Raw genomic sequence first — 24,779 nt, forward strand, 5'->3', positions numbered from 1 at the left:
GTCGGCGCCTACGGGCGCTCGTTGGGGGCCAGGCGATGCATCTTGTTCACGGCCTTGAACTTGGTGAACAGCGGCACGTACTCAAAGCTCACGTTGGAGTTCTCCAGGCCATACCAGCGTGCAGGCGTGCCGGCGGCGCGGCGGATGATGTACTTGAGCGTGATGGCCGTACGCTCGCTCGGCTCCACATCGCTTTCGGGCGCCAGAAGCTTACGAATCAGGATGAACTTGAACGTGCCGATGTTACCCGGATCCTTGTAGACCGAGTAGTCATGCGTCTGCGGCGGCAGCTCGCCGGTGGCAGCCAGGTCCTGAACAACCTGACGCAGGTAGGCATTAACGCGCTGGTTGATCTTGTAGCCCAGGTACAGATGCACGCGGAACACGTAGTCGGTGCCGAACGTCTCGACCGAATAGGCAAAGGTGTGCGGTTCGTCCATGGTCTCGACATTCACAAACCACCAGGCGCGGGCGCGCTTGGGATGCTTGTCCAAGATCGAATAGACGATATCGCGGTCGATGTAGTCGGTATGGGTGTCCTTGGTCAGGTACACGACGTTGTCGCTCATGCGCTCGTAACGGTCGTCGTCGCGCAGGCGCTTGAGCTGCGGCAGGTAGCTGCGCAGCGGCAGCAGCGTAAACTGGCGCTGCTCGACCGCCGTGCCGTTGTACCAGCACACCATAATGCCCATGATGAGTGCAGCCATGAGGATGGTGAAGTAGCCGCCGTGGAAGAACTTGGTGAGCGAACTCACAAAGAAGAAGCCCTCGAGCATAAGGAAGAACGCAACGAAGATATACGGGGCGACCTTAAGGCCGCGATCGACATGCAAGTAGAAGAAGAGCAGCAGCGTCGTGCACATCATGGTCAGGGTGATCGCCAAGCCGTAAGCGGCCTCCATGTGCGCCGAGCTCTGGAACAGCAGCACCACGATGACGCAGCCCACAAGCATGACGTTGTTGACCATGGGAATATAGAGCTGGCCCTTGGTCTCGGCAGGATAGAAAACCTGCATGTGCGGCATGAGGTCCAGGCGGCTGGCCTCAGACACCAGCGAGAATGCGCCGGTGATGAGCGCCTGCGAGGCAATGATGGCCGCGACGGTGGAAAGGCCGACGGCAAACGGGCGCAGGCCCGGGGCGAGCATCTGGTAGAACGGGTTGAGGTCGGCAATGCCCATGAGCTCGGGGTTGGCAGCGTTGTTCATAAGCCAAGCGCCCTGCCCCATATAGGACAGCAGCAGGCAGCACTTAACGAACGGCCAGGTTGCGTAGATGTTGCCGCGGCCCACGTGGCCCATGTCGGAATAGAGCGCCTCGGCACCGGTGGTGGCAAGGAAGCAGCTGCCCAGAATCATGATGCCTGCATGGTTGTTGGGGCTCAACAAAAAGCCGATGCCGCGCAGCGGGTTGAGGCACAGCAGCACCGCGGGGTGCTGGAAGACAAAGAACAGACCCGTACCGCCCAGGAACAGAAACCACAGCGTCATGATGGGGCCAAAGGCACGGCCGATCTTGGCCGTGCCGATGCGCTGCACCAAGAAGAGCACAATGATGATGGCAAGTGTGATGGCCACGACGCGGCCCTGATCGTCGCCCAACACAGCATGGACTGCCGGAATGGTGCGCAGGCCCTCGATAGCCGTAGTCACGGTAACGGCGGGCGTGAGGATGCCATCGGCGAGCAGTGCCGCGCCGCCCAGCATGGCGGGGATGATGAGCCATTTGCCGCAGCGCTTAACCAAGCTGTACAGAGCAAAGATGCCACCCTCGCCGTGGTTGTCGGCGCGCAGCGAGATGAGCACGTACTTGACGGTCGTCAGCAGCGTGACCGTCCATACGACGAGCGAGAGCGCGCCGAGCACGAACTCCTCCGTGACGCTTCCGATGCCGCCGTTGCCGGCAACGAGTGCCTTGGTTACATACATGGGGCTGGTGCCGATATCGCCATACACCACGCCCAGCGTGACGAGCATCGCCGAGATGCTCACAGGAATCGCAGCGTGCGAGGCTGCCTCCTTGGCCTTTTGTTCCATAAGCCGGTTTCCTCCCAACTTTAACGTTCGAGGGGATTATAGGTAATCGGCCCATGTTTTAATGCACTGTTTTCCCAGCTAGATAAAGATTTATACAGTCTTTAGGCTACCGCGGCGATATGGAATGTGACAAAGGGACTGTTCCCTTGTCACATTCGTCATTTTCCGAGCCAGTTTTTGAACCACCACTCCATGGAGCGACTCATCTCGGCCATAAAGGGACTGGTGTGTTTGCGGGTGTAGATATCCACCACGCGCTCGCCCACCTCGCGGGCATGCGGACGGAACATCGCATCCATCTCGGCCACCTGAGCATCCATAGTCGCGGCATCGGCGCGGCAGTAGCGCTCCTCGTGCACCAGGTTCACCACGGGATGCGCAATGGCCGGACGCTCCTTACGGGGCGTGCCGATGATGAGCATCGACAGCGGCATGGTATAGGGCGGCAGATCGAGCAGCTCGGCAACTTCCTCGGCATTCTCGACGATATCACCGATATAGCAGCTCCCCAGCCCCAGGGCCTCGGCGGCAACCACGGCGTTTTGCGCGGCGATCACGGCGTCCTGCGCCGCAATGGCAAAGTCGCCCAGACCCGGTGCACGACGGGGCGACTTGCCCGTACGCTCTACAAACTCTGGCTCAAAGCAGCCCACGTGCTCAAACAGATCGATCCACTTGGCATAATCGACCACAAATATTAGTGCCCAGGGCGCCTTAGCGATCATGGGCTGGTGGTCGCACAGGTCGGCCAGGCGGTCGAGCGTAGCCTGCTCACGGATGCTCACGATGGAATACATCATCATGGCACCCGCCGACGGCGCGCGGCTCGCCGCATGCAGAATCGCCGCACGCTGCTCGTCGGTCACCGCCACGGGACGGTCGTCGTCATCGCGCGCGAAGGCACGCGTAGACGAGCGATGCTCCAAAATGTCCAGCACCGCATTGCCCGTGGTCTCGACCGGGTAGCCGTTCGTATCCACGCCCTCAGCTCCGCCGCAGCACTCGACGCCCGTCATACAAACCTGCTCACCCATAGCTCTATCCTCGCCAATTCTTTAAGAAGCCTTTACGTTTCCGTGTAATTCCCGTCCATTATCGCGCAGGTCGCCACTACATTGCGCCACACCGCCACACGTGCGCGTTAATATGGCTGGTTGTTGTGCGCAGCCACCAATTGCAGCGCATATCTTGGTAACAATCGGGTAAACCCCCGCTTTCGTAGGTTTTAAGTTTGTGAGGAGTCTCAGCATGTTCGCAGCCGCCATCTCGCTCGTCGGTCTTGCGGCGACCGTCTACCTTGTCTTGCGCGAGGCCAAGGCCATTCGCGCGCAGTCGGGCGCCGTTGCCAAGGGCGCTATCGCCTGGAGCGTCGCCTTTGGTCTGTTCCAGGTCTTTTTGACTATTTGGGGCGCCGTGGGCCTCGTCGCCCAAAACGAGCCGCTCGCCTTTGTGATGCTCATCCTGACCAATGCCATTCTCACCGGTTGCGCCTGGGCCAGCATCGCCCGCGACCGCATCGCTCCGCGCGTCTTTGCGTTCGCCGAGCCCGACGTCCCCGCCCCCACCGGCAAGCTCGCCCGCCTGCGCGGCGCCTTTGTGGGCAAACCGCTCGTCGCCGCCGTCTTGTGCCTGCTGCTCGCCGGCGTCTTTGCGCTGTTGGGCATGGAGGTCTCGTCCAACCACGACTTTACCTGGGTCTACCCCCTGTGCATCCTGCTCGAGTGGGCTATCATCACCGCACTCATGAGCGGCCTTTTCTTCCTGTTCCAGCGCCACGGCGCGGCTCCCGCGGTCCTGGCCTTCGCCCTCTTTGTCCTAGGCATTGCCGAGTTCTTCGTCATCACGTTTAAATCCATGCCCATCCAGCCGGGCGACCTTTCGGCCATCTCCACCGCCGCCGCGGTCGCCGGCAACGGCTACACCTTCTCGATCTCGCTGTTCTGCGTGCTGTCCATGGGCTTTACCGCCATCGCCATGCTGCTATGCGAGTACGCCGGCCTGGTAGCACCGCACCGTCAGAAGGGTGCCGCCAACGCCAAGCGCATGCTGCTCACCAACCTGCTCGTCGCCGTGCTTTGCCTGGGCGGCGTGACCGCGCACGTCGCGCTTATCGACTACTACAACACTCTCGGCATCACCGTCTACACCTGGCGCCCGCTCGAGAGCTACTGGCGCGAGGGCTACCTGCCTGCTTTTATTAGTGCAGCGCAGTCCATCAAGCCGCCCAAACCCGCCGATTACTCCGCCGACGACGCCAAGGTCACGCTCAAAAAGTACGCCAAGGCCTACGACAAGTCCGATGCCGCCACAAGCGACGCCCGCACTGCCGCCCAGGAGCAGTTCGACAGTGAGAAGCCCACGGTCATCGCCATCATGAACGAAACCTTCTCGGATCTTTCGATCTACCAGAACATGCGCGCCGGCTACGGGGGACCGCAGTACTTTAAGAACCTGTCCAACTGCCTCAGCCGCGGCAAGCTCTACGTGAGCGCCTACGGCGGTGGCACCGCCAATACCGAGTTTGAGTTTATGACCGGCAACTCCATGGCCAACCTGGGCTCGGGCGTGTACCCCTACACCATCTACAACATGGAAACGACCGGGAACCTGGCAGAGCAATTCAAATCGCTCGGCTATTCCACCACGGCCATGCACCCCAACCACGCGACCAACTGGAACCGCGAGAGCGTCTACAAGGACTTTGGCTTTGACCAGTTCCTGTCTATCAACGATTTCCAGGGCGCCGACACCCTGCGCGGTATGGTGACCGACCAGGCTACCTACGACAAGATTCTTGAGCTGCTCGACCAGAACGCCGATCCGCAGTTTATCTTCGACGTGACCATGCAGAACCACTCGGGCTACGATACGGGTCTACTGCCGGCAGATAAGCAGATGCACCTGAACATCGACACGACCGACCTGGACGCCAAGACTGTCGAGGACGGCACGTTGTCCGATGTCGACGAGTACGTCTCGTGCATTGAGCAGTCCGACCAGGCGCTGCGCTACTTCCTCAACGCCCTGAACAAACTCGATCGCAAGGTGGTCGTGGTGTTCTGGGGCGACCATCAGCCGTTCTTCCCGTCCAAGTTCAACGACAAGTGGTTTACCGACGAGGATGACGCCACCCACCAGGAGCGCTTGTGGCAGACCGACTACATCATTTGGGCCAACTACGACGTTGCCGGCTGCGACCAGACAAGCGAGGTCGACGACCTGTCCACCAACTATCTGTCCACCCAGCTGATGCAGCTGATCGGCGCACCTCTCTCCGACTACCAGAAAGCGCACATGACGCTGCGCGAGTCGCTGCCCGCCATCAACTCCGTCGGCTACGAGGACGCCAGCCTGCGCTGGGCGCTCTCCTCCAACGTCACCGGTGACGACGACGCCGCCGCGGCTGCCACCAAGGCACGCGAGGATTACGCCAAGATGCAGTACTACGAGATGTTCCGCGACGGCAAGAACGTGTATACCGAGCACTTCCAGACCGAGGCCAACGAAACCGACCCCAACCTGGCGCCGGGAACAACCAAGATCAAGTAGCGACACGTCTTAACTGGTTCGTCTGCCCGGCGGCGCGGAACGTAAGGTTCCCTGCTCGGACAGTCCTGCTCGCACGGAGAGCACATTAAGTGCTCTCCGGCTCGTGCGGAACTCGCGATGAACCTTACGTTCCGCGTCGCCGGGCAGACGCCTCGGTGTTGAAGCGCGGCTTGTCATGGGGGCATCTGCTGAACATATATAAGCTGAAGGCCACGTCATGCGGCCTTGTTTGTATCCGGAAAGCGTGTCCCGGAATTCTTGTCTGGAATGGGATGCAGTTTCCGCTTGGGACCTGATTGGGAAAGTGTGTCCCACTATTCAGCTGGATTCCGGGATGTATTTTCCCGTTGAGGACCCTTTGGGAAAGTGCGTCCCACTTTGGGGGCTGATTCTGGGACGTGGTTTCCGGTTGGCTCTCATTGGGAAAGTTCATCCCATTTCTCGGCCTAATTATGGGACGCAGTTTCCCGTTGAGGACCCTTTGGGAAAGTGCGTCCCGGTCTGGGCGCTCAAACTGGGATGGATTTTCCGGATGAGGGCTTGACGGAAAATGTGTCCCGTTCCGGGCGCTAATCGTGGGATGCAGTTTCCGCTTGCGGAGTCTCCACTCAACAGAAAACCCGGGTGGCCTGTTTTTTGGCTACCCGGGTTTTTGGGTTGTCGATATGTTCGACTGGCTACTAGTGGGTCTTGCGGCGCTTGATCAGCATGATGAGGGCTATCACTACGAGCGCTGCTCCCGCTGCTGCTGCGGTGGCGACTAGGGCGAATGTTTGGTCGCCGGTGTTTGCGAGGTTCTTCGCTGTGGTCGTAGTCTTGACCTTGGTGTCGGTCTTAGCTCCGTTGTCGGACTTGGGCTTGTCCGGGTTCGTCGGGGTCTCAGGAGTCTCGGGGTCCTTTGAGCCTTCGGAATCGGTTGGGCCGGCGGTGTTTACCAGCGTATGGTCCAGGAACTTCTTGGCGCCCGCACTTGCCTGTGAGAACAGGCGGCGCGTGCGGATCGGGGTGGCGTTCACCGTTGTGGGCGCCGTCTCCTCGGCCTCGATATTCACGAGCGTCGTGCCGGTGTCGAGGCCCACGTCGTTGTATCCCACGTGGCAGTAATACTGCGCACCGTCATCGTCTGCGGTCAGGTCAATCTCGAGCTTTGAGGCCGTTCCAGCCGCGAGGTTGCCATCGGCACCCACGAGCTTAAACTCTGTCTCGCCGCGGCCCTTGCGGTACCACATATAGGTCGGTGCCAGCCCTGTTTCGCTATCGTCGGCACCGAGTTGCTTCACATGGCCAATCGCCGAGAGCGTCAGGTGGCTTCCCGCCGTGCGCTCAACCGAAGAGTCGTATCCAAGATCCGACCCCTCCGCAGCATCCGCCGCAGGTCCGCTCACGGTCATCGTCATGCCATCGGGCATGGTCTTGACCGTGATGATTGCCGAGCGAATACCTGTTTCGGTCGTGGATCCATTCTTAACGGCGGCGATGGCGAATCGATACTCCGTATTGGGCTGCAGCCCATCCCACTTGAGCGAGGTCTGCGTGTTGTCGGCAATCTTCCAGCTATTGACGACCGCATCCGCCGCATTGCTCTGCAGCATGCCCACGTCGTAGCTAAAGCCACTCTTGTTTGCGAGCACATCGTCCCAGCTAAACGTAACGCTGGTCGAATCGACGGCGTTTGCCGTAAAGCCCGTCACGGCCGGCGCGTCGGGCATCTCGACGTCCTTAACGTCATAGCCCACGATCCAGAACTGGTCGGTGTCCTTGGTGCCGAGCTTGTCGCCCGAGTCTGCCTCGAACTTGTCGACATCCACCGCGTTGACGCCCAGACGCCACACAAAACCGTACTTGCCCTGCGCGGCCTCGGGCAGGTTGTCGACGGTGCCGCCGTATTCGGTCGATTCACTCGAGGAGTTCCCCGTAGTAAAGCCGGCGTTGGCACCAAAGCACAGGCCGCCAAACAACTCGTGCTTTGCGAGCTTCGCGCCCATGACAACGCTGCCGTTCAGCGTCAAGCCGAGCTCGAGCTCCTGCTCCTTGCCCTCCTCGACTTCGATGGTCTGCTCAATGCTCGCCCCCGACTGCGCGGCGGCGCCGTTAAACCCATCGTGCGTGTAGGCGCGCGTTACGCCAGGCTTGCCCAGGCCAAAGGAATCCCCAACGGGAGTCTCGCCGTTGAGCGTCGTTTGATAGGTTCCGGGTTCTCCCGACCGGTTGGTCAAAAAGTAGCTGAGCGGCGTCATATTGTGCTGTTTGGCAATGCGGTCATAGGCCTCGACATTAACGACCGAGGTCTGCGCGCCGAGCGACACGGGCGCCGCCATCACGCCCTTGCCACCAGTTTCCTCATTTTCGATCTCATACTCGTAATAGACCATCGGAATCGTGTAGAGCACGGCCTTGTCACCCTCGCCGGCATGCGACTCATAGCTTACGCTTGCGCTGACCGTGCGCTCGCTCCGGTAGTCATAGCATCCCTCGGCGGCAAAATCGACTGAAGCATTCATCGCGACCAGGGGCGGACCGGTCTGCACCTCGACGGCAACGCCCAACTCGGCGCCAATGGTATAGCCCTGGGATGTCCCCGTGCCCTTTTCCTCTCCGTATGACGTGCCGCCCAACACCAGATAGCCGTATGCCTGCTCCAGATCCTCAACATAGGGCGCATCCTGCAGCACGGCAAGCACGCGCGGGTTGGTATAGACCTTGTAGCGGTCCTTGTACGTGATCTTGACGCTGTCGTTGTCGACATCGGGCAGCGCGAGCGAGATAAATGTGCCGTAGGTAGTGCCGCGACGGTTGCTCTCGCTAATCACCTGCTCCTCGCCGCGGCGCACCTTTCCGTTCTCGTCGAGCGAAAAATGCGAGGCGGTCATCCAATAGTAGTCATCGTTCTTGCGCAGGTCCTCGTCGCGGTGCTTGCCCACCACGGCGATAAAGCTCTCGTTATAGCGGTCCGAACCCGAGACGCTACCCGCCTTGACGTCGCTGATCCACACCTGCTCTATACCCTTGTGGTCATGCTTGTTGCTGCTGTTGTATTGCTGACCGCTCATGCTCATGGTTCCGACCATGGACCCCAAGCCCTGAGCCCCGCTCTGTGCCGTGTTGCAGGCAAAGTCGCGGAACACATCGCCGCCCACGAGCACCTCGTCGACCGCCAGCTGCTCGGACAGGCCGTCAAGGTTGGCAGTGGCAAGGGCAATAGGCGCCAAGGTGCACGGATAGCGCTTATCCTGAGCGCTATCCTTCCATGCGCTGTTGGGCACATGCATCAGCCCATAGGAGGCGAGGAGCCCGTCTCTGTATTCCTTACAATCGGAAAGCTTGAACTCGCCAGACTCCGAGTCAAAATACGCGTAGCGGTACAGCGCGCCGTACAGCCCCTTGCTGCCGTCAGAAGCGCCGTAATCAAAAGCGCTGCGTTGCCAGTCATAGCCCGCAAGAATAAGGCCCGTGACGGTTTCACCCGTCTTCTTTCCTTCTTCATCGTAGGCGGCAAACGTGCCGAACGTCGCATTCGCAGCGACCATGGTCTTGCCGTTCGCGGAGAGGGAGATTGCGCCCGCGTCGCCCAGAGCATCGACATGGACGAGCGCACCCTTGGATGCATCCCACGAAAACAGCTCGCAATGCGTCGACTTATCAATATTCTTCTTGCCGTAGGGTGCCGAGACCACGATGGCGAGGTCATCGCAAAAATCGCGATCGAGGTCGCCGGCCGCTAGCGAAACGACAGGAGCTGACTGAAGCTGCGTCCAGGAGTCGTTCCCGCCCTTGTTGTGCGTGGTGTAGTCCGCGGCGTTACCGGCATCGATCTTGACGACGCTTTGCTTCCAGTTGCCGCCCTCCAAGTCATACATGTCGACTACAGCCTTGCGCACGCCGTTCTCGTCGACATAGCAGCCCGCGTAGACAAAAAGCTCGTCGACGCCGTCGCCATCGACATCGCCCGCCTCGACATCAAAGACGGCGTCGTGCTCTTGCAGGTAACCGGCATCCAGGTACTTAAAACGGCCTTCGTACATCATATTAGTGTTGACCGTCACCGGCAGGTGTGTGTCGAGAGTGCGCGTGCGCCCGTTGCTAAACGAGTAGAGGACCAGCTCAACCTTTCCGGCGTATGACTTGCCGTCAATCGTCGTGGAGGAACTGTCGCCGTAGGCACGGAGCTCGGCAACGCGGCTCTTTTTGCCCGTGCTGGCGTCGCTGCAGAACTCAACACTCGTGGCGTGAATGCCCGAGAAACCGTTGTTGTCGTTGGCGAGTACTGTTGAGGACTCATTGTTGCTTAGGTACGACCAGGTGCCGCCACCGTAGTCGCTATGCTTGTAGAGATCGCTGTTCGTATCGAAGTTGTTGACGTTTTGCCAGAACTTTGCGGCGCCCCACACACTTCCATAGCCATCGGTGAGTTTGCTGCTGCCGCCAATGTCACCGCGCTCGACGTTCTCGAGCTTGTCGCGCAGAGTGTAGCGATTGCCATGGCTACCGTTAGCTGCCATATAGACCTCGCTGCGCGTGGCAAACGTCGTGGGGGTATCAGTGGAATAGGGGCCAACGGTATCGGCCGGAATGTCCTCGCTCGTGCCCAGACCCAGGGCTTGATAATCCTGCTCGGTCATATCGGTGATTGCGGGCGCGTCTGCCGCCTGGGCAACCTGGGGCGTGGCCGTGAAGCAGGCGACGCTCGTGGCGATCAACGCAGCAAGCGCCGCCGTCCCAACAAGCGGGATTTTCGACAGCCTACGGATACGGGGGTGTGGAACGTACATGAGGGACATCGCTTTACTCGAGTGGAGTGGACTCATTTTTGCAAATGATACATCCGATGCCCGATATCACGTGTCTCATTTTCGCCAACGGCGTGTCTCATTTTTGAGAATCCGAGATACCGCGGAAATCTTATCCCAGCTCAAAGGCCATTTCTGGGATGTATTTTCCGTCGAGTGCCTCATCGGGAAACTGCATCCCATTTCAAGCGTCGATTCTGGGACGCACTTTCCCCTTAGACCCTCAACCGGAAACCGCATCCCACTTTGAGCGCAAATTCCGGGATGCATTTTCCGCTTGAGCCTCATTGGGAAACGGCGTCCCACTTTGAGGGCTGATTGTGGGATGCATTTTCCGGTTTTGCTCTCATTGGGAAAATGCATCCCGTTTCTTGACCGAATAATGGGACGCAATTTCCCGTTGGAGCGCCTTTGGGAAAGTGTGTCCCACTTCGACCGCCCAGAGTGGGATGCACTTTCCGCAAAGCACCTCAACGGGAAACTACGTCCCATTCCAAAGGCAAATTCCGGGACGCATTTTTCGAAAGCCTGCCCATCCGGAAAGCCCGTCCCACTTTGGACGCATCCGGGCACGGAACCATCGACCTATCAGGCCTCCCATCAATAAAGAGGCGTCCTCCCGGACGGCGGGGCACGAAGTTCATCGCGAGTTCCGCACGCAAAGAAGGCCACTTAATGTGGCCTTCGTCTTGCGCAGGACTGTAGAGCAGGGAACTTCGTGCCCCGACGCCCGGGAGGACGTTTCATTTAGAAAGATGGACCGACCGCCGTCAGCGATGGGAGCTACTCCCCCAGCACGGCCTTTTTGGCGGCTGCAGCCATGTTGTCCAGATCTTCCTTGGTGGGGTGATCCTTTGCGGCGACCCAGTTATCGAGCAGCATCTTAAAGCGGACATTGTCGGGATCTTGCTCGAGCATGGCCTCGTAGCGCTGCTTTACGGCAGGGCCCATCTTGCCCTGGCACATCGCCCAACCCGCAAGCTCGGCATCCTCAGCCAAATTGGAGGTCACACGATCGATAATCTGCTGATAATAGCTCTGGTCGGCCCCAAAACCGCAGGTGCCAAACAGAAAGACGCGCTTGCCGTGCAAGGCGGAGAGCAACGCCGCGACCGAAGGCGTGCACGCGCCCTTGTCGCACCAAAAACCGACGAGCACTGTGTCGGCCGCGCAGGCGCCCTGCGCCTCGAGCGCAACCTGATCTGCATCCGCATCGTCGCTCAACGCCGCGGCATGGACAAACTCAACGCCCGCAGCCTGCAGAGTGCGCTTGATCGCACCCGAAACCATCCTGGTATTACCGCTCTTGCTGTTGACCACCAAAGAGCATGTCATAGTCACGTTGCTCGTTTCCCCCAAAACTAAAGCCACTAATGCAATTTATTAGATGAATATCTTAGTACTAACGTGACAGATGTAAACCACCGTCTGTCGATTGATTAATTTGCACCACGGGCTTGCTCACTGGGCAAACTGGCTGCGGTAGAGTTCGGCGTAGAAGCCGCCTGCCGCTAGCAGCTCGTCGTGCGTGCCGCGCTCGATAATCTGGCCGTCGCGCATGACCAGAATGCAATCGGCGTTGCGGATGGTGCTCAGGCGGTGCGCCACGACAAAGCTTGTGCGGCCGGCCATGAGCTCGTCGAATGCCGCCTGAACCTGCAGCTCGGTGCGGGTATCGATGCTCGAGGTCGCCTCGTCCAGTAGCAGAATCGCCGGGTCGGTGAGCATGACGCGCGCGATGCACAGCAGCTGCTTTTGGCCCTGACTAAACGTGCCGCCGTCCTCGCCAACCACCGTGTCGTAGCCGCCTGGCAGCTGCACGATAAACTTGTGCGCGTGCGCGCGCTTGGCGGCTTCGATGACCTGCTCGCGCGTAGCTCCTGGGCAACCGTAAGCGATGTTGTCCGCCACCGTGCCCTCGAACAGCCACGTATCCTGCAGCACCATGCCAAAGGCGCGGCGCAGGCTTGCACGCGTGTAGTCACGCGAAGACCGGCCATCGACCATGATGCGGCCGGCATCGATATCGTAAAAACGCAGCAGCAGATTGATGAGCGTTGTCTTTCCGCAGCCCGTGGGACCAACCAGGGCAAAGCGCATGCCGGGCTTAGCCTCGATGCAGATGTCCTGCAGCAGTTTGCGATCGGGCACGTAGCTAAAGTCCACATGCTCAAGGGTCACCTCACCCTGCGGGGTGGCAAGTTCCACGGCATCCGCCGCATCGGGCTCCTGCTCGCGTGCATCGAGCAGCGCGAACATGCGACGCGCCGAGGCGTACGCGGTCTGGATCTGCGTAATGACGTTGGTAACCTCGTTGAACGGCTTGGTGTACTGGTTGGCATAGGACAGGAAAATCTGCACGCCGCCCACCGTAAGCGCAGCGGGCACGCCCGTGATCACGCCCACGCAGCCAATCACGGCGACCACGGCATAGATGATGTTATTGATAAAGCGAGTGCCGGGGTTAGAAAGCGAACCCATAAACTGCGCGCGCTCACCTGCCGCGTAGAGCTCAGCGTTGAGAGCATCGAAGCGCTGCTGGGCGTTGGAACCATAGGCAAACGCGTCCACGAGCTTCTGCTCGCCCACGTATTCCTCGATATGGCCGCCAAGCTGGCCCTGAATGCGTTGCTGCGCCGTAAAGCTCTTGTTGGAGAGTTTGGCGATGGCACCGGCTGCAAAAATGGAAAGCGGCGTGACGAGCACCACCACAAGTGTCATGGTCAGGTTGATGGAGAGCATAAACGCGAGCGTGCCAACGATGGTGATAACGCCGGTGAAAAGCTGGGTAAAGCCCTGCAGCAGACCGTCGCCCACCTGGTCAACGTCGTTGACCACACGGCTCATAAGGTCGCCGTGGGCATGGCTGTCGATAAAGCTGAGTGGCATGCGGCTGAGCTTGTCGCTTGCCTCCACGCGCATGTCACGCACCGTCTCGTAGGACAGACGGTTGACGCAATAGCCCTGCAGCCACTGAAAGGCCGCAGCACCTACGACGACAATCGCGAGTTTGGTGACAAGCGGCAGCAGCGCATCGAAATCCACCTGCCCGGCGGCGACGATAAGATCGATGCCCTCGCCAATGAGGATGGGTGTGTAGAGCTGCAGAATCACCGAGACGGCAGCACTCACAAACGACGCCGTAAACGAAATGCGGTGCGGACGGACGTAGCCCAGCAGGCGGCGAGTTACCGCGCCTACGGGGTAGCGCTCGGGGTCGCCGGGCTGGCGCGGACCGTCACCCAGGTCGTTGAGGTTATCGTTGCCGGACACGTTAGCCGTCATCGTGGCGACCGAACCGGAGGAAGTGTACGGATTCATTTAGCATCCCTCCTTTGCGCAGACGGATGCGGGGGCGGTCGGAGCGGACGCGGGCGTCGTGCTCCCCTGCTGGCCCTCGAGCTCCTCGCGGCGCAGCTGCGACTGGCAAATCTCGCGATAGAGCTGGCAGGTCGCGTACAGCTCGTCATGCGTGCCCAGGCCCGCGACCGAGCCGTGATTGAGCACGCAGATCATGTCGGCGTCGCGCACGGTCGAGACGCGCTGGCTCACAATGACCGTAGTCAGCGGCAGACCGCCCTCGGCGGCACCGCGCACGCTGCGCTCGCGAATGGCATGACGAAGTGCCGCATCGGTCTTAAAGTCGAGCGCCGAGGCAGAGTCATCCATGATTAGGACCTGCGGAGAGCCCACCAGAGCACGTGCGATGGTCAGGCGCTGGCGCTGGCCACCGCTAAAGTTCTTGCCACCCGCCTCGACCGGCGCGTCCAGACCCTGAGGTTTTTTGCGCACGAACTCGCTCGCCTGCGCCATATCGAGCGCCGCCCAAAGCTCATCGTCGGTTGCCGCATCGTCGCGCCAGGTCAAGTTGCTGCGGATGGTGCCGCTCACCAGCGACGCGCGCTGCGGGACGGTCGCGACCACGTGGCGCAGCTGGTCGAGCGGCCAGGTGCGCACGTCGGCGCCCATCACGCTCACGCTGCCGGTGCTTGCATCGTACAGGCGCGGAATAAGCGAGACGAGTGTGGACTTGCCGCTACCCGTGCCGCCGATAATGCCGAGCGTCTTGCCCAGCGGGAGTTCCAGCGTCACATCGTTGACAACATTGGCCGCGCCGGCGCCAAACGAGAAGCTCGCATGGTCAAAGCTCAGCGCAGGGACCGGAACAGCGCCACCCGCCAGGTCGCTCGGCTCAGGCAGCGCGACCGGCTGGTTGCCCTCGTCGGTGATGCTCGGCTCGCAATTGAGCACCTCGTTGATGCGCGACGCGCTGGCGCTCGCCTTGGTAAAGACAACGACCAGGTTGGCCACGTAGACGATGGAGGTGAGGGTCTGCGTCATGTAGTTCACAAACGCCATGACCTGGCCCTGCGTAAGCTCACCCACGTTGACCTGGATGCCGCCCGCCCACAGGATGGCGCACACGCCCAGATTCATCACCAAAAACGTGACGGGGTTAAGGACCGACGAGAGCTTACCCACCGCGATGGCGACATGCGCCTGGTCGTCGGCCGCACGAGCAAAACGCTCGCGCTCGTGGTCTTCGCGCACAAACGCGCGGACCACACGGGCACCCGAAAGCCCCTCGTGGCAGACAAGCGCGATGCGGTCGAGCTTTGCCTGCAGCTGCTTGTAGTACGGAATGCAGCGCGCCATGACAAACCAAAACACCAAGCCGATGGCGGGTGTGCAAATCAAAAAGATGATGCCGAGCTTAAGGTCGATGGCAAGGGCCGCGCACATAGAACCCACCGCCAAGAAGGGCCAGCGGATAAGCATGCGCACGCCCAGCGCCACAGCGAGCTGCACCTGGTTGACATCGTTGGTAATGCGCGTGATGAGCGACGGCGTGCCAAAGCGATCGAGTTCGACATAGCTCAGTTCGTTGATGTGCTGGTAGAGTGCACCGCGAATGTCGGTACCCATGCCCTGCGAAGTCAGCGCCGCCATCTTTTGGCAGACGAGCGTAAACGAGATGCCGATCACAGCCATGGCGCCAAGTACCATGCCGTAGTGGATAACGGCGTTCACGTCGTGCGAGCCAATGCCCTTATCGATCATCTGGGCAATCACCAGCGGCGTCAGCAGGTCAAAGATCACTTCGATCAGCTTGCACGCAGGACCAATCACCATATACCGGCGAAACTTACCACCAAAACGCCTGAGCAGCTCAATCATGTATAGGCGCTCCTTATCATCATCTCTCTTCAATCTGATTCATGATAGTACGGAGAGCCCTGGAGATATGAAATCAACTCGTCACAGAACAAGCCCCCGAAACAATCAGGAAACTGGGCACAGAGACAAAGCACCCGAACATGTTTTGGCAAAGCCAACGAGCAGCACTAGACAAGGGATTAATTGTTCAGATTAACGCGCCTCTACGGGCGCATTTTGGACGATGTGGTCCCGGTGCCGGCGGGCTGTTTGGTAGTCGAGCGATTCCGCAGGCAAAGCCGAGGACCAGCGAGACACCAAACAGCCCGCCGGCACCGGGACCACATCGCGGCACCAAAAAGCGCCCGTGCGCTCGATGGATTCGGATGCCCGACAGAGGCTCCTTATGGCTGCTTCCTTCCGGACCTGACCAGATTCGGAACATGTCGTCATCCGAACCCATCGAACGCGCTAGGCGCTCGGTATATCTTACCCGCTCCCGCCCTCCACGGCAAGGCAGCTAATTTAGGACGGGGCCAAAAGACCACTTTTGAGTTGCGGTGGAATAGTTCCTGTTTTTGCCGCCTGAGCCGCCAAACAGGAACTATTCCACCGCAACTTATAGGGAGTTGGATTTTAGAGGCGGGCGAGGTCGTAGGATCGGGCGGCGGCTTCACCGGCGCAGATGAGGTTGGTTGTGGCTTCCTGGGGGTCGAGCGCTTGGTCAAGGGGCATGGGCCTGCGACAGACCGGCAAAACTAAGTCGACACCCTGCCCATACACCGCATCCAGGTTGTCGGCACGACCGCCCACGACGGCAACAACCGGCTTGCCATATCGCTTCGCACGACGAGCCACGCCCACCGGTGCCTTGCCGGCAGCGGATTGCTCGTCCATATTGCCCTCGCCCGTTATGACCAGGTCGACATCGCGCACGCACTCGTCAAACCCAATCAGATCGAGCACCGTCTCCACGCCCGAACGCAGCTCCGCCCCGAGCGCCAGCAGCGCGGCACCCAGGCCGCCGGCAGCACCGGCACCGGGCACGCCGAGCACCGAGCCAAATGTCCGTGCACCCTCGGGCACGCGCAACAACCCCTGAGCCCGCGCCCCGGTAATCGCCGCATCGAGCAGGCGACCATAGCCGACCATCCAGCTGTCGTACCTGCGCAGCGCCTCGGCATCATCCGTCGGCAGGCCCTTCTGCCCGCCAAACACCGCCAGCGCGCCTCGACGCCCCACGAGCGGATTCTCGACATCGGACAGCACGACAACGTGCGCGCCGCTCAGTGCCCGAAGCGTCGGTACCAAATCGATACTCGTCACGTGTTCAAGGCCCGCGAGACCGGGGGCGATATTGCGGCCACGCTCATCGACAAGGCGGGCGCCCAGCGCCTGCAGCATGCCGGCGCCACCGTCGTTGGTGGCGCTGCCGCCCAAACCAATATAGATCGTCTTTGCACCCGCGCGAACCGCACGAAGCATCAGTTCGCCCACGCCATAAGTTGTGGCCGCCAACGCCGCCGACTCCGTGCAGGACGAATACCCAATACCCGCCGCCTCGGCCATCTCAATTACAGCCGACTCGTGCTCGCCGTCCACCAGCATCCGGGCAGACACGCGGTCGCCCAAGGGGCCTGCAGCCTCACAGGTCGAGAGCTCGCCACCGCGCGCGGCGATGGCGTCGAGCGTTCCCTCGCCACCATCTGCCAGCGGCAAAGCGCCCAGCTCGGCATCGGGCCACACACGGCGCACGCCTTCGGCAACGGCTTTCTCCGCCTGCGCGCTCGAAACGCTGCCCTTAAAGGAATCAATCGCCAGCAGCACGCGGCGGGGCCGGCGCTGCACGGGGCCAAAGTCAACCGCTGCGCCAGCATCCTCTTCGGCACACGCGAGCGCCTCGGCATGAGCGGTATGTGCCCCAAGATCGGCCCCACAACCGCAGCCAGCACAATCGGTGCCACGCAGCCCACTAAAATAGCTGCTCAACACCTCACGACACTCATCCGCCAGCACGCCGGCGCGTACGTTAAACCGATGGTTCAGGCGCGAATCGGCATTGAGGTCGTACAGCGAGCCCAGTGCACCCGCCTTGGCATCGGCCGCGCCGTACACGCAGCGCCCCACGCGCGCGTTAACCATAAGCCCCGCGCACATGCAGCAGGGCTCGAGCGTCACGTAGACCGTACAGTCGGAAAGGCGCCAACGACCGAGCGACTGCGCGGCGGCGCACAGGGCCGAAAACTCGGCATGCGCCGAAGGATCCTGGTCGAGCTCGCGGCGATTATGCGCCCTCGCGACGATCTCACCCGCGCGCACCACTACGGCACCGATCGGCACCTCGCCCACCGCCGCGGCGGCACGCGCCTCCGCCAGCGCCTCGCTCATGAACTTCTCATCGATTCCGGTGCTCGTCATCGTTCGCCTTCCCTGTTGCAAATCCAAAACGATGCTATCATTACGACTCACGGAGAGATGGCAGAGCGGTTGAATGCGGCGGTCTTGAAAACCGTTGAGCGCGAGAGCGTTCCGGGGGTTCGAATCCCCCTCTCTCCGCCACCTTAGTGATTCACCGGCGTCATGGTGCGCTCAAACAGCGCATCGACCACGTCGGCCATCTCGGGTCGACGCTCAAGATCGTGACCCGACTCCCACCAATTTGTGAACAGTCGAATAATGCCACCGGCGATAAACTCCGATGTCGTCTCGAGCGAAACGGGCGCCAGGGCATCTTCGGCAAGCGAGCTCATCACACGCTCGCGGATGGAACGCGCAATGCGGTCGCAAATCATGCCAGTCAGCATGCCCGACATGCTGCTGGCCAAAAGGTTATCCATGAGCTGCTCATGCGCCAGAATCATATTCATGGCATCGTCAAAGACCTCATGGCGAAGCGCCCGTACGTCATCAAGCGGCTCCGCATCCGCTGCATCGGTCCGGTTTTGCGGCAAGCCCGTCATAAGCTCATCGATATAGAAGGCAAAGTAATCGTTTTTATCACGAAAATGCTTATAGAACGTCGTGCGGCGAATCAGGGCCCGGTCGCAAAGCATGGCAACCGTCAAATCCTCAAACCGATGCTCTTCCAAGAGCTCGGTAAAAGCATCGAACAGGGCACGATAGGTTTTCTTGATGCGAAGGTCCATCCATATCGCCATCCTCAAGGTGTAGACAGCATTCCTTAATTTGTCGCATATCTTACACCTGTACCAACCGTTCCATGTTGGCGCCCCCCTCCTTGGCGGAAACATAACGCTTACCGGAAAGTTCGGTATCGCCAAAGGTTGCGGGTATACTAGTAGCGTTACACCAACGGCAGCCGGCGCAAAACGCCGCTGCCATTCGAAACGGAGACATCATGCTTCCCGTCATCATCGGTATCGTTGTTGTCGTTGTGATCGCCAGCGCCATCGCCGGCATCTACAACAACATGGTCACCAAGCGCAATCGCATCGATAATGCCTGGCAGAACATCGACACGCAGCTGCAGCGCCGCAACGACCTGATCCCTAACCTGGTCGAGACCGTCAAGGGCTACGCCAAGCACGAGCAGGACACGCTCGCCGCCGTAGTCAACGCGCGCAACGCCGCCGTGAGTGCCACCACCCCCGAGGCCAAGATGGAAGCGGACAACGTGCTGACCGGTGCGCTGCGCCAGCTCTTTGCCGTCGCCGAGGCCTACCCCGACCTTAAGGCGAATACCAACTTTACGCAGCTCCAGTCCACGCTCGAGGACACCGAGAACAAGGTGAGCTACGCGCGCCAGAGCTACAACGATTGCGTGCTCAGCTACAACAACGCCATCCAGACGTTCCCGGCCGTTATCTTTGCCGGCATCTTCCAGTTTAAGGAGCGCCAGGGCTTCGAGGCCGCCGAGGCCGCCCGCCAGGCACCGACCGTCAAGTTCTAACAATCACGGCCGAGTCTTAAGCCAGCTCATCAACCCTTTGGGGTCCAAGGCACAAACCTTGGGCCCTTTTCTTATCCACGCACAACGCGCGGCCAATAGGCCGCGCACCATCTTTACTTCAGATCTATATTGCCCGTAACGGCAGCACCGAGGTAACGCAGGCCCGAGGGCAACCTGCCTTTCCGGCGCACTCCGCAGGACGAAAGAACCTCCGCCGCACGAAGTGCGCAACGGAGGTTCTTTCATGTCCGAGGACGCGCCGGAAAGGCAGGTTGCCCTCGGGCCGGACATATAAGGCAGGTTACGCGACGGTGTAAACCCAGTTGTGCTTATCCTCGACAGCACCGGACTGGATACCAGTCAGGGTCTCGCGAAGCTTCTTCATCACGGGGCCGATCTCGGTGTAGCCAGCCGGGAAGGTCACGGTCTCATCGGCACCATAGACCTTGTTGTCGATCTCGCCCACCGGGGAGATGACGGCAGCGGTGCCGCACAGGCCGCACTCCACAAAGGTACCGGCCTTGACCTCGGCCCACTCGACGGGACGCTGATCGACGGTCATACCCAGATCCTCGGCAACCTGAACGAGCGAACGACGGGTGATGGAGGGCAGGATGGAGTCGGTGTGCGACTGAGGAACGACGAGGGTGCCATCCTCCTTCACGAACAGGACGTTGGCGCCACCGGTCTCCTCGACATAGGTGCGGGACTCGGAGTCAAGATACAGGTTCTCGGCATAACCCTCGCGGTGTGCTTCCATCGTGGGCTTGAGGGACATGGCGTAGTTCAGGCCGGCCTTGATGTTGCCGGTGCCATGCGGGGCCGCGCGGTCGTACTCGGAAACGCGCAGCTTAACGGGCTTAAGGCCGCCCTTAAAGTACGGACCGACCGGAGTCACGAGAATGCGGAACGTGTACTCAGGAGCGGGAGCCACGCCAATCACGTCACCGGAGCCGATCATAAACGGGCGCACGTACAGGGTCGCACCGGAGCCGAAGGGCGGAACCCAGGCGGCGTTGGCAGAAACAACCTGCTTGACGGCCTCAACAAACTTGTCCTTGGGGAACGGGGGCATCTCGAGGCGCTGGGCAGAGTTGTACATACGCTCGGCGTTCATATCGGGACGGAAGCAGACGATGCTGCCGTCCTCGGCGGTGTAGGCTTTCAGGCCCTCAAAGACCTCCTGGCAGTAATGGAAGATGCCGCCGCACTCGGAGACATGCAGGGTGTGGTCGGTGGTCAGGCCGCCCTCGTCCCACTCGCCATCCTTCCAATGGGCCTCGTAGCTGTAATCGGTCTTCATGTAGCCAAAGCCGAGGCTACCCCAATCGATATCCTTCTTCTCGACAGTCATGTGTCGCTCCTTACATACACAGTTGCATACTCGCGAACTCGCACGCAAGGACCGAGGCCGACCGCGTCGCAACGTCGCACGCCCGGAGCGTAGAGCCGGACGGGACACGCGGACAACACCAAAGCCCATGGCACGTCGATTCGCATGCACGAGATTGTACTCCCCGCACACGCCTGACAAAACGCTTTTCTTTAACTAAGTAAAGTATTTTCATTCAACCGAAGCTAAAGAGGCCCGCCACCGTAAGCAGTGGCGGGCCTCAACGACACAGTTTGTGCGCTGCCTCGAGCTATGCGCTCTTTTTGCCCAGCTTAGCCTTAACCAAGCCGACCACGGTCGGAATGATCGACACGGCGACGATGCCGATAATCAGCAGCTCAAAGTGCTCCTGCACAAAGGGAATGCCGCCAAAGAAGTAGCCCAGCAGCGTAAAGACCGTCGACCAGGTAATGCCGCCCAGCACGTTAAAGATAACGAAGTTGCGCCAGTGCATGCCGCCCATGCCGGCGATAAAGGGCACAAAGGTGCGGATAAACGGGAAAAAGCGACCCAGGAAGATGGCCAGGTGACCCCACTTGTCCAAGAAGTCCTCGGACTTTTTGATGCGCTCGGGCGTCATGGCCTTCACCTTGCCCGAAGCGATAATCTTTCTACCAAAGAAATGGCCAATCATAAAGTTGCACTGATCGCCCAAGATGGCAGCAGACCATGCGACGGCCAACAGAGCCACGATGTTAAAGCCGCCGTTATGGGCAAAGAAACCCGAGGCGAACAGCAGCGAATCGCCGGGAAGGAACGGGAAGAATACCACGCCCGTCTCGATGAAGATGATCAGGAACACGCAGCCGTAGGCCATAAGCGGGCCGGCGGCAATCCAACTGGCGATCGCGGTGCGCGGATCCTTAAGCAGCTCGGCAATGAAATTGATGAAACCCATGAAGTAAAACCTCTCAGTTGTGGGCGCGGACACGTCCAAGTTGACCAGTATACGGTTGCGGCACGAGCACGGGTCAAACCCCTCAAAAGTCTTACTTCATTACCAGCAAGTTTGCATAACTGACACCTGTCGCGCAATGCCGCCAAGATTGTCCTTCCTAATCCCTAGCGAATCGCTATACTTTATTGAATCGCATTGCCATGGCGCTAAGGGAGGGCGGCCGGTGAGCTTTATCAATACCATTCGCGAGGACATCAAAACCGTCCAGGCGCAAGACCCCGCTGCGCAAAACGGTCTGGTCATCTTCCTGTCCTACCCCGGCCTGCACGCCAAGTGGAACCATGTGCCCGAGCACTGGCTGTGGGAGCATGGACATCGCTCGCTCGCCCGTGTGCTCTCGCAAATCACCCGCCACATCACCGGCGTCGAGATTCATCCCGCTGCACAGATCGGCAAGCATTTCTTTATCGACCACGCCATGGGCGTCGTCATCGGCGAAACCACCATCGTGGGCGACAACTGCGTGCTCTACCAGGGCGTTACGCTCGGCGGCACCGGCAACGAAACCGGCAAGCGCCACCCCACCCTGGGCAACAACGTCACCGTGGGCACGGGCGCCAAGGTGCTCGGCAACATTCGCATCGGCAACAACGTCAAGATCGGCGGCAATTCGGTTGTCGTTAAGGACGTGCCCGACAACTGCACCGTCGTGGGCGTGCCAGGCCGCATCATCAAGCGCAACGGCTGCCGCGTGTTCGAGGAGAGCTTCGATGCCAAGCAGCATCGCGAGTACATGCCCGATGACGCCGCCGAGCAGTCCGCGCTCAACCGCCAAGGCATCACCGAGAATGCCCGCCGCGTCAAGGAACTCGAGCGAGAGGTGGCCGAGCTCAAAGTCCTCGTCACGAAGCTCATGGACGAGCGCTAGGAACGCAAGCGGCACAAAACGACATCGGCATCAACGCAAGAAGGCGCGCCAGGGAATCCATCCCCGGCGCGCCCTTCTTTTTGATGTGACATGCGGGACTGTCCCTTTGTCACATTATGCGAACTGGCTCAGATAGAGGTCGGCGTAGGCACCCTCGGCAGCCAGCAGCTCCTTATGCGTGCCCTGCTCGATAATGTTGCCGTGATCCATGACCAAGATCAGGTCGGCGTCCACGATCGTCGACAGGCGGTGCGCGATCACAAAGCTCGTGCGCCCGCGCATGAGCGCGTCCATGGCACGACCGATGGCAAGCTCGGTACGCGTATCCACGCTTGAGGTCGCCTCGTCCAGGATGAGAATCGCCGGGTTATTGAGCAGCACGCGTGCGATGGTCAGCAGCTGACGCTGGCCCTGGCTGATGCTTTCGGCATCGTTGGCCACGCGCGTGTCGTAGCCCTGCGGCATGGTGCGCACAAAGAAGTCGACCTGCGCGGCACGAGCGGCCGCGACAATCTCCTCGCGCGTCGCCTCGGGGCAGCCGTAGGCGATGTTTTCGGCAATCGTGCCATCGAACAGCCAGGCGTCCTGCAGCACCATGCCAAACTGCTGCCGTAGCTCGCCGCGGTCCATGCGGCTCGTATCCACGCCGTCGAGCGTAATACGCCCGCCGTCAATCTCGTAGAAGCGCATGAGCAGGTTGATGAGCGTCGTCTTGCCCGCGCCCGTGGTTCCCACCACGGCAATCTTCTGGCCCGGCTCGGCGGTAAACGACACGTCGCGCATAAGCGGCTTGTCGGGCGAATAACCAAAGCGCACATGCTCAAAGGAGACGCGGCCCTCCACGCGACCCGGCAGCTTGGCGGCCTTGTCCGGCAGCGGATCGGCCTCCATCTCGGGCTCATCGAGCAGGTCGAACACGCGCTCTGCACTCGCCAGCGCGCTCTGCAGCGAGTTGAAGGTAAACGACAACTGCGTCATGGGCTCGGACGCCTCGTAGATAAACTGGAAGAACGCCTGGAACACGCCGACGGTCATGTGACCGGCAACCAGCATGCTGCAGCCCACAAGCGCAATAACGATCTGCGCCAAACGGCCGATAAAGCGCACTGCGGGGCCGACAGCATTGATCATAAAGTCGGCCTTGGTGCTCACACGAGCCAGTTCCTTCGAAGCCTCGTGCACCTCAGCGGAGCTCTGACGTTCGCGGTTAAACGCGCGGATCACCAGACGGCCCGAATAGCCTTCCTCGACCGCACTCGTAATCTTGGACACCCACTCCTGGCGCTCGCCCGTCACATCGTGTGTGCGGCGCGAGACGACCTTCGTCACCAGCAGCGACAGTGCCGTAAAGAACAGAAAGACGAGCGTAAGCTGCACGCTGAACACGAACATCACGCTCACAGCACCAACAACCGTGCCGATCGACACGAGCAGCTGCAGCAATCCGCGCTGCATGCTCTCGGACATCTTGTCCAGGTCGTTGGTCGCGCGGCTGACGACCTCGCCGGGACGATGCGCGTCAAAATAGGCGAGCGGCAGACGGTTGAGCTTTTGCGCGATGCGGTTGCGCAGGCGCAGATTGAGGCGTTCGGCCACGCTCGACATCAAAAAGCTCTGGAGCGCATAGAACGAGGCAGCGGCAGTCCAGATCATAAAGTAGACGAAAATGGTCTTGCCGCAGTTCTCCCAGGTGATGCTGAAAGTGGTGTCGTTGGCAAACGCCACCTGAATGTGGCCCCACAGCTCATCGATCACGCGGGCGCTATATGCCGGCGCGGCGGTGTTAAAGATGACATAGAACACAATGCTCGCGAACACGATATAGAAGCGCCAATGGTCGCCGGCGGCCTCGCTCCACAGGCGGCGCACCGTCGCCCAGGTGTCGCGGGGCGTCTCGTCCTCGTCTTCGTCGTCCACGTCGCGCATGCGCTCTGCCTCAGCGCGGGCGCGCTCGTCCTCGGCGCGTTCGTTTTCCTCGTAGAGCGCTTGGCGGCGAGCCTCGCGCTCGGCTGCAGCCTTGGCGGCCTCGTCCAGCTCGGGTGCTACGGCAGCTGTTTCCTCAACCAGCCCTGTGGCAACGGCGTCATCAACGCTGGCCTGCTTCCTGAGCTCCTCGGTCAT

The 24,779-nt window shown here is 60.4% G+C and carries 14 protein-coding genes, 1 tRNA gene and 1 other RNA gene; 4 read left to right on the forward strand and 12 right to left on the reverse strand.

Annotation, left to right across the window (positions count from 1 at the left end; all coding sequences use genetic code 11):
• Positions 1 to 8: 8 nt before the first annotated feature.
• Positions 9 to 2,036 carry a KUP/HAK/KT family potassium transporter gene (locus V2391_RS09195; RefSeq protein ID WP_329739081.1) on the reverse strand — a complete coding sequence of 676 codons (2,028 nt, stop codon included), beginning with the start codon at positions 2,034 to 2,036 and terminating at the stop codon, positions 9 to 11.
• Positions 2,037 to 2,194: 158 nt separating this feature from the next.
• Complete coding sequence (locus V2391_RS09200; protein ID WP_329739082.1) at positions 2,195 to 3,070, reverse strand: nitroreductase family protein; 876 nt, start codon at positions 3,068 to 3,070, stop codon at positions 2,195 to 2,197.
• Positions 3,071 to 3,284: 214 nt separating this feature from the next.
• Here V2391_RS09200 and V2391_RS09205 point away from each other — a divergent pair, with 214 nt between their 5' ends.
• A complete protein-coding gene (locus V2391_RS09205; protein ID WP_329739083.1) occupies positions 3,285 to 5,585 on the forward strand; it encodes an LTA synthase family protein in 2,301 nt (766 codons plus the stop codon).
• 680 nt (positions 5,586 to 6,265) lie between these two features.
• Here the strand turns inward: V2391_RS09205 and V2391_RS09210 are convergent.
• The 6 genes from V2391_RS09210 to tadA form a co-directional block, all read right to left on the reverse strand.
• Positions 6,266 to 10,354 carry a fibronectin type III domain-containing protein gene (locus V2391_RS09210; RefSeq protein WP_329739084.1) on the reverse strand — a complete coding sequence of 1,363 codons (4,089 nt, stop codon included), beginning with the start codon at positions 10,352 to 10,354 and terminating at the stop codon, positions 6,266 to 6,268.
• A gap of 801 nt (positions 10,355 to 11,155) precedes the next feature.
• On the reverse strand, positions 11,156 to 11,707 hold the full coding sequence (gene bilS, locus V2391_RS09215) for a flavodoxin family protein BilS (RefSeq protein ID WP_329739085.1): 552 nt from the start codon (positions 11,705 to 11,707) through the stop codon (positions 11,156 to 11,158).
• Between the two features lie 126 nt (positions 11,708 to 11,833).
• Positions 11,834 to 13,693, reverse strand: a complete 1,860-nt coding sequence (locus V2391_RS09220; protein WP_329739086.1) for an ABC transporter ATP-binding protein — start codon at positions 13,691 to 13,693, stop codon at positions 11,834 to 11,836.
• Positions 13,694 to 15,550, reverse strand: a complete 1,857-nt coding sequence (locus V2391_RS09225) for an ABC transporter ATP-binding protein (RefSeq protein WP_329739087.1) — start codon at positions 15,548 to 15,550, stop codon at positions 13,694 to 13,696.
• Between the two features lie 349 nt (positions 15,551 to 15,899).
• An RNA gene (ffs, locus tag V2391_RS09230) (signal recognition particle sRNA small type) lies at positions 15,900 to 15,995 on the reverse strand.
• 170 nt (positions 15,996 to 16,165) lie between these two features.
• The gene (gene tadA / locus V2391_RS09235) at positions 16,166 to 17,947 is read right to left on the reverse strand and encodes a tRNA adenosine(34) deaminase TadA (protein ID WP_329739088.1); all 1,782 of its coding nucleotides are present in this window, start codon (positions 17,945 to 17,947) and stop codon (positions 16,166 to 16,168) included.
• Positions 17,948 to 17,998: 51 nt separating this feature from the next.
• Between tadA and V2391_RS09240 the strand changes: the two genes are divergently transcribed.
• Positions 17,999 to 18,088: transfer RNA gene (locus V2391_RS09240), tRNA-Ser, on the forward strand.
• Between the two features lie 2 nt (positions 18,089 to 18,090).
• Here the strand turns inward: V2391_RS09240 and V2391_RS09245 are convergent.
• Positions 18,091 to 18,675 carry a TetR/AcrR family transcriptional regulator gene (locus tag V2391_RS09245; protein ID WP_329739089.1) on the reverse strand — a complete coding sequence of 195 codons (585 nt, stop codon included), beginning with the start codon at positions 18,673 to 18,675 and terminating at the stop codon, positions 18,091 to 18,093.
• A 212-nt stretch (positions 18,676 to 18,887) separates the two neighbouring features.
• On the opposite strand from V2391_RS09245, the gene V2391_RS09250 reads away from it, so the two are divergent.
• Positions 18,888 to 19,439, forward strand: a complete 552-nt coding sequence (locus V2391_RS09250; RefSeq protein WP_006235641.1) for a LemA family protein — start codon at positions 18,888 to 18,890, stop codon at positions 19,437 to 19,439.
• A 301-nt stretch (positions 19,440 to 19,740) separates the two neighbouring features.
• On the opposite strand, the gene V2391_RS09255 is transcribed toward V2391_RS09250, so the two are convergent.
• Together V2391_RS09255 and V2391_RS09260 are read right to left on the reverse strand one after the other, a co-directional pair.
• Positions 19,741 to 20,793: a branched-chain amino acid aminotransferase gene (locus V2391_RS09255; protein WP_022093821.1), complete on the reverse strand. Its 1,053-nt coding sequence runs from the start codon at positions 20,791 to 20,793 to the stop codon at positions 19,741 to 19,743.
• A 289-nt stretch (positions 20,794 to 21,082) separates the two neighbouring features.
• Positions 21,083 to 21,730 (reverse strand): DedA family protein, encoded by a 648-nt coding sequence (locus V2391_RS09260; RefSeq protein WP_329739090.1) that lies wholly within the window; start codon positions 21,728 to 21,730, stop codon positions 21,083 to 21,085.
• A 223-nt stretch (positions 21,731 to 21,953) separates the two neighbouring features.
• On the opposite strand from V2391_RS09260, the gene cysE reads away from it, so the two are divergent.
• On the forward strand, positions 21,954 to 22,658 hold the full coding sequence (cysE, locus tag V2391_RS09265) for a serine O-acetyltransferase (protein WP_329739091.1): 705 nt from the start codon (positions 21,954 to 21,956) through the stop codon (positions 22,656 to 22,658).
• 114 nt (positions 22,659 to 22,772) lie between these two features.
• On the opposite strand, the gene V2391_RS09270 is transcribed toward cysE, so the two are convergent.
• Positions 22,773 to 24,779, reverse strand: coding sequence for an ABC transporter ATP-binding protein (locus V2391_RS09270; protein WP_329739092.1), 2,007 nt, complete (start codon positions 24,777 to 24,779; stop codon positions 22,773 to 22,775).

The sequence above is a fragment of the Collinsella sp. CM84Y_54 genome (genome assembly GCF_036317945.1).
In the GTDB taxonomy this organism is placed as follows: domain Bacteria; phylum Actinomycetota; class Coriobacteriia; order Coriobacteriales; family Coriobacteriaceae; genus Collinsella.

Excerpts from the sequence above, each read along its gene's own strand:
- tadA (WP_329739088.1), bottom strand. The coding sequence starts at position 17,947 with ATGACGAGCACCGGAATCGATGAGAAGTTCATGAGCGAGGCGCTGGCG.
- V2391_RS09200 (WP_329739082.1), bottom strand. The coding sequence starts at position 3,070 with ATGGGTGAGCAGGTTTGTATGACGGGCGTCGAGTGCTGCGGCGGAGCT.
- V2391_RS09225 (WP_329739087.1), bottom strand. The coding sequence starts at position 15,550 with ATGATTGAGCTGCTCAGGCGTTTTGGTGGTAAGTTTCGCCGGTATATG.
- V2391_RS09250 (WP_006235641.1), top strand. The coding sequence starts at position 18,888 with ATGCTTCCCGTCATCATCGGTATCGTTGTTGTCGTTGTGATCGCCAGC.
- V2391_RS09210 (WP_329739084.1), bottom strand. The coding sequence starts at position 10,354 with ATGTACGTTCCACACCCCCGTATCCGTAGGCTGTCGAAAATCCCGCTT.
- V2391_RS09245 (WP_329739089.1), bottom strand. The coding sequence starts at position 18,675 with ATGGACCTTCGCATCAAGAAAACCTATCGTGCCCTGTTCGATGCTTTT.
- V2391_RS09205 (WP_329739083.1), top strand. The coding sequence starts at position 3,285 with ATGTTCGCAGCCGCCATCTCGCTCGTCGGTCTTGCGGCGACCGTCTAC.
- V2391_RS09270 (WP_329739092.1), bottom strand. The coding sequence starts at position 24,779 with ATGACCGAGGAGCTCAGGAAGCAGGCCAGCGTTGATGACGCCGTTGCC.
- V2391_RS09255 (WP_022093821.1), bottom strand. The coding sequence starts at position 20,793 with ATGACTGTCGAGAAGAAGGATATCGATTGGGGTAGCCTCGGCTTTGGC.
- bilS (WP_329739085.1), bottom strand. The coding sequence starts at position 11,707 with ATGACATGCTCTTTGGTGGTCAACAGCAAGAGCGGTAATACCAGGATG.
- V2391_RS09195 (WP_329739081.1), bottom strand. The coding sequence starts at position 2,036 with ATGGAACAAAAGGCCAAGGAGGCAGCCTCGCACGCTGCGATTCCTGTG.
- V2391_RS09220 (WP_329739086.1), bottom strand. The coding sequence starts at position 13,693 with ATGAATCCGTACACTTCCTCCGGTTCGGTCGCCACGATGACGGCTAAC.
- V2391_RS09260 (WP_329739090.1), bottom strand. The coding sequence starts at position 21,730 with ATGGGTTTCATCAATTTCATTGCCGAGCTGCTTAAGGATCCGCGCACC.